Origin of the sequence: Streptomyces odontomachi (assembly GCF_024435355.1) — a bacterium.
GTDB classification, from domain to species: domain Bacteria; phylum Actinomycetota; class Actinomycetes; order Streptomycetales; family Streptomycetaceae; genus Streptomyces; species Streptomyces odontomachi.
The window spans coordinates 200,502-215,242 of record NZ_JAMJWG010000004.1; the positions used below are offsets into that span (position 1 = coordinate 200,502).

A 14,741-nucleotide genomic window follows, 5' to 3' on the forward strand; every position below is an offset into this window, starting at 1 on the left:
GTCGAAAGTCGAAGTCGTGCCGATTCGCCCCAGCGGAAACAGACCACGTGGCCCGCCCCGCCGGGAGCCTTGAGTCAGCCGGTCGGCACCTGCGTCGGCGGGTCGAACCAGCTATTTGCCAGCTCTGCCACCTGTGTGTCTGTCAAGGGGCCCTGAAAGACCCACACATCGTCGACGAGGCCAGGGAAGTAGTCCCCGAACGCCCCCGCGTCCTTCGCCCGTCCGACCTGGAGCCCGCCCGAGGCCTCGAAGGCCAGAGCGTCCTCCGCCCAAGGCACCAGGTCCGTGCAGTCCGGATCGTCCGCGGTGCCGTCACCGTCACCGTCCTGGCAAGCGACCTCTTCCAGGTCCCCGTTCACATACAGGCGCATCTGCTTCGCGAAGCCGTCGTAGACGACAGCCAGGTGGTTCCAGTCACGCACGTCCTCGAAGTAGCCGTTGTCCGCCTGCGTGACGACAGGTGTCTCGGTGTCCTGATCGGGCATGGTCAACCGCCATCGGCCGGGGGCGTCGGGATGATCGGGATCCGGCACGTACCGCACCGCGAAGGCGCTGGTCTGCTGCCCGTCCGCGCTGACCAGAGCCGCGTCTTCGGTGGGTGTCGCGGCTGCCTGCGCCCAGGCCGCGATCGTGAAACTCTTGGTGGTGTCCACGGGCATCGTGGCGGTGGTCGCGTAGTCGTCGACGCCGTCGAGCTGCATACCTCTGTTGCCGATGAAGCCACCTCCGCCCTTGGCACCGCCGTACAGGGTCATCGCATGGGCCTCGGCGGAGTCGTCCGGTGTCGTGCTGGGTGCGGTGTCGTCGAGGTTCTCGAACATCCACCGGCCCTTGACCAGCGGTCGCTGCTTGAACAACTGCCCGACCTCGTCCGCCGACAGCGCCCGGTCGTACAGGCGCACGTCGTCGATCTGTCCGGGGAAGTACGAGCCCGGCTGTGCGTCGTACAAACCGGCCCCGATCTGCACCGGACCGCTCGCGTACCAGGTCGTGGACAGGCTGGTGCTACCGGCCTCCGCACCGTTGACGTACAGCGTCAACCGGTCCGCGACCGTGTCGTGCACGCCCACCAAGTGCACCCAGCCGCCGCCATACGCGACGCTTCCCTCGGGCTGCATGGCCCTGATCGGCGTGGCGTCGGTCGTGTCGGCCGAGTACTGGTTGAAGACCCAGCGGTCGTAGGAGCTGGAGTAGTACAGCTCGAAGCCCGACTTGTGGGCACCGGCCTGGGTCGCGACGATCGCGGCGTGCTCGGGCTTGGTCGCCGGGAGTTTGACCCAGGCAGAGACGGCGAAGCTGCGCTGGTTGTCCAGCTGCGGCGAGGTGGTCGTGGCGTAGTCGTCGGTGCCATCCAACGTCAGCGCACCGCCGGACACCCCCTGCCCTTCGCTCACGACGGCACCGTTCCTCAGGGTGGCCGGGTCGACGTCCGCGTGGCCGGTCAGCACCGTGGCATCCGCCGCCTCATCCAGCGGGAAGATCGCGCGGGCCTGACGCCCAGGAACGGTCAGCGGCTCATGCTGGTGCAGGTGGGCGACGTCGGTATCGGTGAGCGGCTTGTCGAAGATCCGCAGATCATCGATGACGCCCGGGAAGAACGACTTGGCGACACCGTCGTACGAGCCCGCGCCGATCATCAGGCCGCGCCGCGCGTCCCACGGGCTGTCATAGGCCGCGGATCCGACGAGCTGCCCCTGCACATACAGCCGCAGCTCATCGTTCTGCGTACTGAAGGTGCCGACCAGATGGGTCCATTCCCCCGCACTGACCCCACCCGCCTGCGGCGCCATGGCACGCACGATCGGAGCGCCGGAGGTGTCCGAGGTGTACTGGTTGAACGCCCAGCGGTCGAAGTCCTTCGAGTAGTACAACTCGAAACCGGGCGAGTGGTTCCCCGGCTGGGCCGCGATGACGGCCGCATGATCGGGCAGAGCGGACAGCTTCACCCAGGCCGACACGGAGAACCCGGTGTCGGTGGGCACCGTGGGGATGTCGGTCTGCGCGTAGTCATCCACCCCATCGAAGGACACCGCCGTCCCCGTCACGCCCGCAACGCCCGGGGTGGCACCGCCGTGCAGAATCGCCGTGCGATCCGGAGTCGACGCCGCGGCCTGGGAGGCGCCAGGCTGGTCATCCAGTTGCCAGGCGGCACGTTCGGGCTGCCCTGCTTTGACCCGGAACTGGTAGGTGCGTATCTCGCTGGGATTCCCGGCCGAGTCGAAGGCCTGCGCCGTGAAGAAGTTCAGGCCCGCCTGCGCCGGAAGCACCTGCGCGATCTTCTCGGCGCCACCGGACGTGGTGATCTTGTGTCGGGAAGACGGGTCCTCGTTTAGGCCGTACCAGTACGTCGTTACATCGCTGTCGACCGCCTTGATCGGGAACGAGCCATATTTACCCACCCCGTCGTACCAGGGGTCTTCCGGATCCTCCGGATCCGACGCCGGATACTCACCGGAGGAGACGGCAGGCGCCTTGGGCCACTGAGTGTCGTAGACGAAATAGCAGCCAGTCGGCGCGTCACCCGCATACGACCAGGGCGAGTACTGCGCCCCGTCATAGGAGCGCACGTACCAGTTGATCTGCTCGTTAGCCGGAATCGATGACGGCAGGGAGAGCGAGAAAGACGAGCCGGACTTCTTCGCCGTCGTCCGCGCCGGCGACCAGTGGGTGACCACACCCTTGCCATCACCCGCGTCCCACTTGGCCTGGAACTGCACCGACACACTGTCGCCATCCGGGTCAGTGACGTTGTTCGCGTAGATCTTTCCAAGCGTGCGTACGTGTGCGGCCGACGACGGCTTCTTGCAGACACCGCCGTACTCCATCGTCAGCTGCGACATCTTGATCTGCGGCGGCGGTCGGTTGTACTTCACCCGCAGATATGCCTTGTCCGAGAAACGCTTCCAGCTGTACGCGACGTCATGGTCCTCGTCGTAATCCGTCGCCTTCAGACCAAACGTCATCGTCGACAACTTCGCATCCGCCGACTTCTGCACCGCCGACTTCACATCGAACTCGGCGTCCTTGGCGGCACACCCTTCGTACCCATACGCAAAGGACTTCGTATCCAGGTGGTCGGCCCAGAACCCGCCGGCTAGTTGCGTGTTCCAGGTCGTCGACGAGGAAATGTCCTTCGTCCGCCACAACTCCACGTCCTTCGCGGTGCACGAAGCAGACCAAGTGTTGCGCACGACGAATTCTGCCGACAGGATCGTCTTCCCCGCGAACTTCGACGTCGGGATCCGGTAAAAGAGCCGCTTGAGGTCATACGGCTCGCAGTACGCCCAACCGCAGTACCCCATACCGGCGTCCGACTTGCCGTTGAACTTCCACTGCGGCGACGACGGCCGATACCGCGTCGCCATCGTCCAGGCCGAGGCCCGCGGCGAATACCACTGCGGATCGATGAACACCGGATACGTCGTGTCCGCACCCTTCAGCACATCCTCATCCGGAATGAGGACAAGTTCACCTCCGTCCGACGCGACATCCACCCCGACCGGGGCCAACTTCCCTGATTCGGTCGGGGCCCGCTCGTCGCCGTCCGCTGCCGGAACCGCCGCCTCCTCCTGCGGGCCAGCGGCTGCCGCCTCACCCGACGGCGTGCTGGAATCCCACATCATCGGCTGCGGCGCCTCGAACACCGCGCTCCCAGCACCGCCATCTACGGCCGCGATGCCGTGTTGCGCTGTCTCCTTGACGTCCACACCGTCCGCGGCCAACTTCAACCGCAACTCCGACAGTGCACTGCTCGCCGCCGCCTGAGCCGACTTGACCACCAGCAACTGCGTGAAGCCGTCCTCCTGCGCACCCATCCGCAGGTCCACATCCGGCAGCACATCCCGATACGTCGCCGTCGCACCGTCCAACTCCGGCACCGGCAACTCCCCCGGCCAGGACAGCGACACCTCCCGACCCGCCCGGCTCATGCGCACCAGGGGCGCAGTGCCCCCGCCGGAGAACCGCAGGCCGACCGCCGTCGCCTTCGGCGCTACCGTCCCGTTCGAGGACGTGGTCAGGTCCGTGTCGATCGGCTGCCACTCACCGCCCACGCGGGCGCGCACCGGTCGCAGATACTCGCGGGCCTGCAACGTGCCGTCAGGTGACGCAAAAACGTCACTGCTCTCACCGCGCAGCGAACCCACTTCCACGTCACGCCCCAGGCGCTTGGCCTCGGCCAGGGCCTCATCCTCCGAAGCGGCGACAGGGGCCTGCTCGTCGTCAGCCGCCTGGCTACCCGCGGACGCCGGAGGCACGCGAGGTGCGTTAGCCGGCGTCTGGGCGACGGCTGTGCCGGATAAGGACAGCGGGGTGAATCCGGCCATCAGCGCGGTCGCCAGCACCGCCCCCACCGCGCACCCCAGCCGGCGTCTTCGCACGACGGCACCCACACCGCCAGATCCGCGCACCATGGAACCCCCACCCCGACTTCACATCAATCACACAGACGCGCAGAGTTAACACACCGTGACCAGGAGGAGTCAAAGCAGCACCGCGTCCGTGACGAATCTTTGTCCGATTACCGTCAATCAGGCGTGAACTTGCTGCCGCATCACGCGTTTTGATTGGCAGTCAGTCGAGCCCTGGTCGAACATCGACGGGGGTCTCGCCTCACTCACCGAGGCTGGCTCACGGAGACCGGCACGCAGCGTCTTACGGACGCATGACACCGGCGAATGGGTCCGCAATGGGGCCGGACGCCACGAAACCCCTCGACACACTGCGGCACGGGCCGCCACCCCCACTCGGCCCTGACCTGCGCCTTTCACCCCCAGGTGACACACACCACCACACTCCGACCCCCACCGAACCACCCACCAGCGCACTCTTAATCAGCGGGTCCGGGGTTCGAGTCCCTGGCGGCGCACGACGTTACACCTAGGCTGACCTGGGCGTTCTCGAATTTCGAGGGCGCCCTTTGGTGTTTCAAGATCACGCATGGGGACGAAATGGGTCCGTGTGCCGGATCTGCGTCGGTGGGGGCATCAGCTGGTCGGGGGTTGTGAGGGCCGACGGGGTGTACCGGCGCGTGTCTGCTGCGGAGAGCGGGGTGCCCCGCTACCAGCGCAGCCAGCCTTCACCGCGCGGCGGGCCAGGGACCACCCCCGCGGGTACGGGGAGGAGTCACCCTGCTCGTGCTGCCCAGCGGCTGCCGAGGACCGTTCACACGGATGCGGGGAGCAGGCTTCTTGACCAGGAACTCCTCTATGCGAGAACACCCGCGTGCGGCTTGTTCGAGGGCGTGGCGAGCCTCATTGTTGGTGGTGATCTTCTCGTTGCGGTGGTCGGTGGCGGTGAACATGGCCTGGACGTTGGGGTAGATGCAGATGACGGACCCCTCGCGGCGGTCTGCGCGGAACTGAAAACGGCCCGCCGGCTCTACTGTGCGTCCCGGAACGAGGCGGCCCAGGTGCGGTCGCGGCCGGGCAGGCCTCCCGTTCCGATCTGGCAGACGTAGGGGCAGAACACGCTGTTGAGCACCCAGGGAGAGCTGTCCGGGCCGAAGTCGGGGATCGGCGCGCCCTGGGTGATGCCGTAGCCGGCCACGGCAAGCTTGCCGGTGTCGCGCAGGCGTGCCATCTCGTTCGTGATGAAGGTCTTGTGGTTGGCGAACCACGTGTTGGAGAGCAGGAAGTCGTTCCACTTCTGCTCCGTGAAGGGTTTGTTGGCGGCGTTGTGGATGACCTGCCACACCGGAGTGCCCGCCGGGGTGCCGTAGGCGCTCGTGAAGGAGGGGTCCACCGGGTCGCTCATGTGCTGCTTCCAGAGCTTGATGAGGGAGAACTCGGTGGCGAGGAACTTCTGGTCCGCGCGGAGGTACGGCAGCACGAAGTCGATGTACTTCTGCGCCGCGTCGATGCCCGCCACGTGCGGATGGATGTCCACACCCGCGATATCGGCATTGCCGGCCGCGAAGGTCATCCAGCGCTTCGTCTGGGCGTTCTGGTTCGCAGGGTCCTCCAGGCCGTTGAGCGCGCCCATATAAATGGCGGTCTTGCAGTCCGTGCCGAAGTGCGTGTTCCGGTACTGGACGGCGTGCCGGGCGAGCGCCTCGTAGAAGTCGTTGATGAGGGAGGTGGTGCGGTCCACCGGCCTCGTCTCGTAGAACGGTTCGTTGCCGACGGTGAGGATGTCGACCTTGTCGAGCACTGCGGCGAGGACCTTGTCGAACCGGGCCAGGGCAGTGTCCATGGCCGCGGTGCCGGGCACCGGGATCGCCGCGTCGGAGTACTGGAACTTCGTGGAGAGCACGGTGCCGTAGCCGTCGGAAGCTGCCTGCAGCAGCTTCGCCATGCCGGACTGGGTCGCCGGGTCCCCCTGGTCGGCCTTGGACATCAGGTAGAAGCCACGGATCCAGCCAGCGGAGACGGCCGCCAGCTCGGCGTAGTCGATCATGTCCAGGGATTCGTTGACGTTGGCGGCGAGAACACCCGACGCGGAGGCTACGCCCGCCTTGCCCACGGCCGCACCGGACGGCGCGGCGTCGAAGGAAGCACCGGTTTTGGCCACGGGGCCGTCAACGCGCCTCGCGTCGGTGCCACGGGCCTCCAGCCCGGCGAGCGCAAGAGCAGCGCCTGTGGACAGGGTGAGCAACCGGCGCCGGGACATCGCCCCGCACCGCAGCCCGCCACCGGACTCCGTTCCGCTTCCCCTCATGTGCTGGCCTGCCCTTCCGTTCGTCCGGTCACGCAGTCTGACACGGTCGGGAAAAGGAACCGCCGCCCCGACGACACGCGGCGGCCCTGGATCGTAGCCCGGACACCGAGAACCAGGAAGACCGTCAGCAAGGTTGAGCCTGATCCGCGGCGGGACACCGGCTCCACCGTGCGGACCGCGGACATTCCCGACGAGGCCCGAAGCCCGCTTCCGACGGTGGGCGGCGGAACGCCGGAAGGTGGCCGGATCGACTGTCTCCCGCCGATGAAGTGCACCGTGCCCGCGGCCCGCGGGGATGTGCGGCGGATGACGACTGGGCACAGCTGAAGGCCCAGCTACTCACGAACGGCCAGAGCGACGCCGGCGTCCAGATCCGAAAGGTCCGCGAATCAGCATCAAAGATCCGCTAATCAGCATCAATCGGCTGGCTTTCGTGGGCCGGGCCGGCCCGGGCCGGTGGCCGGTGGCCGGTGCAGCAGCACGTCCAGCAGCACAAGCCGCGGGCCACGCACCACGTCCTCACGAACCGTTTCCATACGGCGACTGAAGGCCAATTGGTCCACACCAATTGACAGGGCACGGTCAATCCCAGACTGTGTGGGACACGGATCACTTCCTGTCCCCCGGAGGCATCATGCGAGGGTTGTCCACCAGGATCAAATCGTGCTTGGCCACCGCCGCCCTGGCGGTTTCCGCGGTCGTGGCCCCGCCCGCCGTGTGGGCCGACGCGGCAGCCGGCACGCCGGCACAGGTCTACGGGGCGTGGCACTGCAGCGACGACGCCTGTACCTGGGCAACGGTGCGGGACATGGCTGACTTCGATCACAACAACCACTGGCTCATCGACCGTGGCGACGGCCGCCCATCGGTCAATCTGGTGGTGCTCAGCTTCGTCAATCCGCTCAGCCTGCTCAACGGGACGACCGGCAGCGGCACCGCGGACGGCGCCCCGATCGGGATGAACCAAGCTGTCGTCGACTACTTCACCTCGCACGGCATCCGAGTGATGCTCTCCATCGGCGGCATCACCTACACCGACGACTGGAACACCGCGCTCGCCCAGAACCCGGGGCTGCTCGGCCAGAAGGCCGCGGCGCTCGCATCCCGGCTGGGGGTGGGGATCGAGATCGACTACGAGGAGAGCGCGTCACCGGACACCGCCGGACTCCAGGCCTTCATCGACGCCTATCGCGCTGCGCACCCCTACGACGCCTCGGGCGCCGACCCCACCGCGCGCCTGACCATCGACGTGGCCGCGGGCGACCGCTGGTTGATCGATCTCGACCAGTACGCGACCGATCACTGGCTCACCACCGGCACACCCGTTCTCGACTACGCCAACGCCATGGTGCCGAGCAAACAGCCCTCCGCGACGGGCGCCGAGGACAACTGGCAGGAGCACCTCACCGGCAAGCCCAACTTCGACCCGGCCATTCCTCCACTGGCACCCGCCAAGTTCACCGGCAGCCTGTACATCGCAGAGGGCTCGCAAGTCCGGCCGGAGTGCACGGACTTCTCCACGTCGCTCCAGAACGCCACGAGCACCTGGACCCAGAACGCCGCCCCCGCCGGCGCCGGCACCACAACCGGACTGCTGGGATACATGTTCTGGGCCGCGGAGCGCCCCTCCGCCCGGGGAGTCACCACCACCCCGCCCAACTCCTGCGAAGGTGGTGTCGGAGCCGGCGCCACCGCCTTCGACATCCCCATCCCGATGCCACCGCTGCGCCAGAGCTGACCGGGAGAAAGTCGCATGGTCGTCGACGGAATGCGCGCCCGTTTCCGACTCGTCGTCGACTCGGACGACGGCGATCGAATCGTCGCTTTCTTCCCGGCGGGAAAGTCGTGGACTCTGTGATCAACCTGCACTTCTCCGTACGGCCAGACCAGGGGGAGCCCAGCGGCTTCGACCTCGGGGACATCATCTGCTCCGGCGACCAGGGCACCGCCGGCTCGGCCGGCCACACACCGGACCAGGGAATGATGATCTACATCGCCGTCGCAGACCTCCTATACGGGGTCAAGGCGCTCCTCGCCGGCAGGCGCAAGCGATTCGACTTCGTGGGCACGGACTCCTCGTTTTGGCTGGTATTCAGGCAAGTGAAGGGCGGTGTGTCGGTGGCAGCGCAGACCGGGGTGATCACGCGCGCCACCCATCCAGGGCTCACCCGCGAACTGCTGTCAGCCGCGGAATCCCTGGAGTGCCACGGCGTTCGCCAGCTCCCCGAACACGACGCCGCCAAACAGGACTACTTCGACGCCCTGAACGCCTTTCGTGCGCTCGCTGCCTGAGGGCCCTGCCGCTTTCCCTGCCGATCGGAGTCGCACCACAAGTGCACCAGAACGAGCGGGGAACGGTAGGGAATCACAGTGAACATGGCCAAGCCCGACGGGGCCGCGCGCGCCATGAACCGTTCGCACCCGGTCACCACTCGCGCCGGCTCCAGGTGTTCGCAGGTTCACTCGAACCGGTCCCCGGATGTTCGCAGCTTCCCAAGCCGAGAGCGCGAGTTCGGTTCTCGTCACCCGCTCCAGAGTCAGGCCGCAGGTCAGCGCGGCCTGGTGCCGGTTTGCCGCAGTCGGACTCAAGCCGAACGGCAACCTGCGACGTCAGTCCGGGCAGAAGTGCGGCGCAGCGGACCGCCGTACCGTCGGAAGCGTCGGCGCCACCCGGGACAACGCGCAGAGCGGTTCGGGGCGGGTTCGGCGATGCCCGGGGCGTAGTCAGTACCGCTGATGAACGTCCCATCGCAGCCCCCGTTCAGCCTTTTCCCGTTGGCTCAGTGCATGACGCAAGCCCTGCGTGCTGCTCAGCGCGCGGCAGACTCTTACCGCGGAAGGTTGCAAATGAAGTTCGTCACGACCGTCTGGAAACCCGAGCAACACGGTTTCTGGCTGGACTCAAGGGACTATCTCGCTGAACTTCCCAAGCTTCGCGAGAAACTGCCACCCGGGGCGTGGAAATTCGCATCCGATCCGTTGCATTACGACATGGGGCACGGCAACAGTCACTGTGTCAAGGATCTGGAGTTGTCTGGCATCCAGGTATCCACCGATAAGAGCGGAGGGCTGGCGCTGGAGTTTGTCCCGAATCAGTGGAAGCACGACTCCGGGCTGCGTATCAGCTATTCAGGCGTAGCGCACTTCTCCATCGACTACAAGCGTTCCATCGACTGGATGGTGGTGGACACCGTACTCCTCGACGAGATCCTGCCGGACGAGGACGGCGGTTGCACGCATGAGATCGCGCTCACCGACGCGTCGATCACAGTCCACTGCCAGGACCTGCAAGCCGTCTGGGAGGATGCAACTGAGACGTAAGCCGGGTTGCCGATTCGCGGGACCGAACATGGTCGACATCCACGAGTCATCTGAAAAACTGTGGATAACTCGGTAACTCACTGCCATTCACGCGATAGGTCGACGACGAGTGGTGGACCTGCCGCCCCGCCCAACCCGTTCCGGTCTTTGCGCCCGCGGCCGTCAACTCCTCGCCGCGCCCCGCTCCCGCTCCCGCTCGCCGGTCGACATTCCCACTCTGTACGGGGACGGCGCGGCCTCCACAATTACCCGTGCCTCGGGCACTCGCAGCTCATGCCCCTTCCGTCTGCCTGGTCCCGCCGAGGACTCGGCCTGCCCAACTCCCGGCCGCCCGGACGCCCACCAAGCTGCGGGCCACCTGGCGGGCGCCTGATCAAGATGTCCCACACATCCTCAGCCGGCGGTGGACGCTGACGGCATAGCCGCCGCCGTCGTATGGGTCAGCGTCCCAGGTGGAGAAGCGGCCAACGGGGGCGAGGCCGGCCGCGGCGCAGCAGTCGTCGTATTCCGACAGCGTGATGCTGGGCGGCACCGGCAGGTGAGATTCGTTCAGGCCGAAGCCGGCGACCATCAGACCGCCCGGTCGCAGGGCAGCGGCCAGGCGCTTGACCACCGTCGCCTCGGTGCCGGCAGCCAGCAGCGGGAACACGTTACCTGCGGCGACCACGAGATCGAAGTCCGCTGCGATGCCGAGCAGGTCCGGCTCGAACGCCGCCAGATCGACCTGGAACCAGGGCAGTCCCGGGGCCTGTCGCTGTGCCACCGCGAGCATCGACGCATCAAGATCCGCACCGACACAGTCGTACCCGAGCTCCGCAAGTCGGATCATGACCCGCCCGGTACCGCACCCGGCGTCCAGTACCCGCGCTCCGGCAGGCACGAGCCCTGCACAGAATCGCGCTTCACCGTGCACGTCCTTGCCGCTGCGGGCCAGGGCCGCGAACCGTGCAGCGTAGTCCTGTCCGGCCGTCCCCCCGGTCACATCATTCCAGCGGCTCATGAGGTCAACTATAGGTGGACCGTTTTGGGAGAACTGCACTGTTCAGTCCGTGGGGCCGCAGGCGCATAGGGCCGGGGAGATCGGTCGGCGCACCTGGCACGACTTCGGCGGCTGGGCCGCCGATCTGCTCGCGACGCGCGCCGGACCCGACGGCTCACAGCCCTGCTCCATCCGGGACTCGTCGAGCCCGACGCGTTCGTGGTGCCCTACGGGACGATCAGTGCCATCTCCGAGGACCTCCTGGACGTCATGGACAAGGTCGTCGTCGACGACTGGCGAGAGGCCCGGCCGGGTCGGGTCGGGTCGCTTCGGTGCGCTGCGCGACCGGGTAAACACCGGGAGGCTGTCCGAGAAGACCCTGCACGCGGAACTGGGCGCTATCGTCTCGGGACACCGGCCCGGCCGCGAGCATGCCAGCGAACGCATCCTGTTGTGGCATCGCGGCCCGTCCATCATCGACGTCGCTGTGGGTCAGCTCATACGGGAGCGTGCGCGGAGCGCTGGCGTCGGCACCATGCTGCAATACCGGTGACATGACCGAATCCACCCGCACCACTCTCAGCGTGGAGCGGCCGGCCGACCTGGGTCCGGCCGCGGTGCTGCGCATCGCCCGTGCCGGCCACGTACCCGTGCTTTCGAAGGAACTGACCGACCGAGTCACCGAGCGCCGGACCAGGGTCCTGGCCGCCCTGGCAGCCGGGAGCGCCGTGTACGGCGTCAACACCGGCATGGGCGCCCTGAGCGAGCAGCGCCTGGACGAGGCTGAGCAGACCCACCACCAGGAATCGCTCATGCTGGCCCGGTCCGTCGGCGGCCCGCCCTGGCTCACCCGGGAGGAGACACGGGCGGTCCTGGCGGTTCGGCTGCGTACGTTCCTGGGCGGCGGCAGCGGCGTCAGCACCGGCCTGTGCCTGCGACTCGCTCAGATGCTCGCACGTGACGTGCTGCCGGCCGTACCGCGCAGCGGCCTGGGCTCGGCCGGCGAGATCATCCCCCTCGCCCATCTGGCGGCTCCGCTCAGCGGACGCGGTGCGGTGCTGGGCGCTTCCGGCACCGACGTCGCGACCGCCGTCCCCGCGGCACCCGCACTGGCCGCCGCGGGACTCGCCCCGCTGGCCCTCGGGCCCAAGGAGGGTGTGGCGCTGATCCAGGGCGTGCCCGTCACCACCGCGCTCGCGGTGCTCTGCGCCGACGACGCCCGGACCGCCCTGCGCCAGAGCCTGCAGATCGTGGCGGGCGAGTTCGCCCTCACCGGTGCCGCACGGGATGTGCTCCACCCGGCGCTGGCACGCGGGGACACGGTGCTGGGGCGTCTCACGGCCGAACTGCTCGGGCTCGCCGGTGCGCCGGTCGGCCCGCGGACCCTCCAGCCACCGGTGTCCTTCCGGGTCTCCGGCCAGGTATTGGCACACGTCGACAGGGCGGTGACCCTGCTGGAACAAGCCGTGTGCCGGGCCGTCGAAGGCGTCACCGACTCACCCGCCCACATCGACGGGGACGGGGCGGGCCACTTTCTCGGGACGGCGGGCTTCCACGGCTACGATCTCGCCGCCCACCTGCACACGCTGACGGTCGCCCTGGTCGGGGCCGCGGAACTCGGCGCCACCCGTCTGCACCGGCTGCTGGACCCCAGGGTCACCGGGCTGCCGGCGCAGCTCTCCCCGCGCCCCGGCCCGCACACCGGCCTGTCTCCCGTCCACAAGCGTGCCGTCGGTGTGGTGCACGATCTGCGCCGCCTGACGACTCCGTCCCTGGTGGGAACCGTGGAGACGTCCGGCGGCCAGGAAGACGTCCAGACCTTCTCGGTGGAGGCCGCCGAGTGCTGCCGGCGCGCCGTCGACGGGTTGCGGAACGTCCTCGCCTGCGAGCTCCTCGCCCTGCACCAGGCGCGCTGCCTGGGTGCCGAGTTGCCCGACGCCACCACAGGACTCGCCGAGGCCCTGGGCGAGGTGGCCGAGGTGCTGCCGGTTTCACCCGAGGACAGGTTCTTCGGGGAGGATCTGACGCTCCTGCGGACGCTGCTGCACGACGGTTGGCCGAGAAACACTCCGCCGGACAGCACCAGCCCGTAGCACGCCACCAGCCGGCAGGACGGCGCGGCGCGGCCGAGTTGATCGAGATACGGGGCGATCGCCGGCTTTCGCAGGACGGCCATCGCCTCGTCACCGAGGATCTCCTTGTAGTCGGGCGGATCAATGCCGGTGAGGGGCGTCTCCTCCCCGGCCGAAGGGCCGGCCACCGACCAGCTGATCAGCCAGCGAGCCGTCCGCGACGACCCGACCGACAGGTGCCCTGCCGACGAGTCGGTGGAATGCCGGGGCACGACAGGGCCTGCGTGTGCGGCTCCCGCACCCTGTGATCGAAGCACCGACCTCCCATGAACCCCCGAGGTTTACCGGGACGGCCGTCAGGATCGCCAGTCCACCATTGCTGACCAGCGGCTTCGGACGCCCCCGTGCACCCGGCCCCCCGCCGAGGACTCGGAGCCGCCGCCCCCCTGATGGCCTACTGAGCCAGCCGAACACCCCACTGAATCACCAGCTGACCGGCCCCGGGGGATCCTCCCGTCCGTTCCCATGGTCTGAGAACTTCGCCGGGGACTCACACCTGTGGTCAGGGAAAAAGCCGGCTGCGCTTGGCTCTCGGTCGGGGTTTGCGAGGGCCGACGGGGTGCAGCGGCACCCCTTTGCGGCGCGAAGCGGGCGAGTGGGTGGTGCGTCCATGGGGTGGTGCGTCCATTCGGACAGTCCTGGTGACCGGGTCGGCTGGGGATCGTTGACATGGGCCGGAGACGCGCCGGCACCTTGGTCTGCCGCTCAGGAGGAGTCATGTCCGAGACCATCGCCGGGATCACGATCCCGGACAGCGCTCTGGTGCGCGAGGCCACCGCACTCGTGCGCCAAGCGGCGGACGACACCCTGTTCCACCATTCTCGCCGGGTGTTCCTGTGGGGGATGCTCAGGACCGCCATGCGGGGCGCCGAGGTGGATCTTGAGCTCGCCTACGTCGGCAGCCTGTTCCACGATCTCGGTCTGACGGTCGACTACCGGACGACGGACCGCCGCTTCGAGCTCGACGGCGCCGAAGCCGCGTACGCGTTCCTGCGCGACCGCGGCCGCACGCAGGAGGAGGCGCGCAATGTCTGGCTGGCGATCGCGCTGCACACCACGCCGGAGGTTCCTCTCCACCTGGCGCCCGAGGTCGCCGTAGTGAACCTCGGAGTCCAGACCGACGTCCTGGGCCTGGAGCTGGAGCAGATCACGCCGGAGCAGCGTGCCGAGGTGGTGGCCGCGCATCCGCGGCCGGACTTCAAGCGGCGCATTCTCCAAGCGTTCTACGAGGGCATGGCCGACCGGCCGCAGACCACGTTCGGCACCATGAACGATGACGTACTGGCCCACTTCGACCCGGCGTTTCAGCGTGAGGACTTCGTCCAGCTCATCCAACAGAGCGCCTGGCCCGAGTGACCGGACGCGGCACGCGCACGACGACCGGCGCCGCGGGCGCGGCCGGGACGGCGGCCACCTGCGCGGCCGCGGCTTCGGCGCGGGGCTTCGGCGCCGTCTCCGGACATGTCGACGGCAGCCCCGTACGGGGACGGCTACATTCAGGTCCCCGGTCTTCGGTCTCCGATCGCCGGAGCGCACGGGGTGAGGAAACCTCTGGGATGGTGCGGAATCCGGTGCGGAGTCCGGGTTCGTGCCCGAGGGCGCCGATCCGGTGATCGACGTCCTCGGGCGGCAGAGGACGGGTCTTCGTGGGC

The 14,741-nt window shown here is 68.0% G+C and carries 10 protein-coding genes; 6 read left to right on the forward strand and 4 right to left on the reverse strand.

The features are described from left to right. Positions 1-74: 74 nt before the first annotated feature. The 3 genes from NQO67_RS11745 to NQO67_RS11755 all read right to left on the reverse strand — a co-directional run bounded on the left by NQO67_RS11745 (position 75) and on the right by NQO67_RS11755 (position 6,657). Entirely contained in the window at positions 75-4,412 is a 4,338-nt protein-coding gene (locus NQO67_RS11745) for a LamG-like jellyroll fold domain-containing protein (protein ID WP_255949798.1), read from the reverse strand. 665 nt (positions 4,413-5,077) lie between these two features. Further along, positions 5,078-5,302, reverse strand: a complete 225-nt coding sequence (locus NQO67_RS11750) for a hypothetical protein (RefSeq protein ID WP_255949799.1) — start codon at positions 5,300-5,302, stop codon at positions 5,078-5,080. A 77-nt stretch (positions 5,303-5,379) separates the two neighbouring features. Beyond that, on the reverse strand, positions 5,380-6,657 hold the full coding sequence (locus NQO67_RS11755; RefSeq protein ID WP_255949801.1) for a hypothetical protein: 1,278 nt from the start codon (positions 6,655-6,657) through the stop codon (positions 5,380-5,382). Positions 6,658-7,465: 808 nt separating this feature from the next. Here NQO67_RS11755 and NQO67_RS11760 point away from each other — a divergent pair. The 3 genes from NQO67_RS11760 (at position 7,466) to NQO67_RS11770 (ending at position 9,978) form a co-directional block, all read left to right on the forward strand. Continuing rightward, a complete protein-coding gene (locus tag NQO67_RS11760; RefSeq protein WP_255949802.1) occupies positions 7,466-8,395 on the forward strand; it encodes a hypothetical protein in 930 nt (309 codons plus the stop codon). A gap of 107 nt (positions 8,396-8,502) precedes the next feature. Next, positions 8,503-8,949 carry a hypothetical protein gene (locus tag NQO67_RS11765; RefSeq protein ID WP_255949803.1) on the forward strand — a complete coding sequence of 149 codons (447 nt, stop codon included), beginning with the start codon at positions 8,503-8,505 and terminating at the stop codon, positions 8,947-8,949. A gap of 555 nt (positions 8,950-9,504) precedes the next feature. Continuing rightward, positions 9,505-9,978: a hypothetical protein gene (locus NQO67_RS11770; RefSeq protein WP_255949804.1), complete on the forward strand. Its 474-nt coding sequence runs from the start codon at positions 9,505-9,507 to the stop codon at positions 9,976-9,978. Between the two features lie 373 nt (positions 9,979-10,351). Here NQO67_RS11770 and NQO67_RS11775 read toward each other — a convergent pair whose 3' ends face one another. Continuing rightward, on the reverse strand, positions 10,352-10,978 hold the full coding sequence (locus tag NQO67_RS11775; RefSeq protein WP_255950027.1) for a class I SAM-dependent methyltransferase: 627 nt from the start codon (positions 10,976-10,978) through the stop codon (positions 10,352-10,354). On the opposite strand from NQO67_RS11775, the gene NQO67_RS44555 reads away from it, so the two are divergent. The 3 genes from NQO67_RS44555 to NQO67_RS11785 all read left to right on the forward strand — a co-directional run bounded on the left by NQO67_RS44555 (position 10,977) and on the right by NQO67_RS11785 (position 14,445). Further along, positions 10,977-11,510 carry a hypothetical protein gene (locus tag NQO67_RS44555; protein WP_374118972.1) on the forward strand — a complete coding sequence of 178 codons (534 nt, stop codon included), beginning with the start codon at positions 10,977-10,979 and terminating at the stop codon, positions 11,508-11,510. The two genes, NQO67_RS11775 and NQO67_RS44555, sit on opposite strands and share 2 nt — an antisense overlap. A 1-nt stretch (position 11,511) precedes the next feature. After that, a complete protein-coding gene (locus NQO67_RS11780) occupies positions 11,512-13,050 on the forward strand; it encodes an aromatic amino acid lyase (protein ID WP_255949805.1) in 1,539 nt (512 codons plus the stop codon). Between the two features lie 756 nt (positions 13,051-13,806). Then, positions 13,807-14,445 (forward strand): HD domain-containing protein, encoded by a 639-nt coding sequence (locus NQO67_RS11785; RefSeq protein WP_255949806.1) that lies wholly within the window; start codon positions 13,807-13,809, stop codon positions 14,443-14,445. Positions 14,446-14,741: the final 296 nt, after the last annotated feature.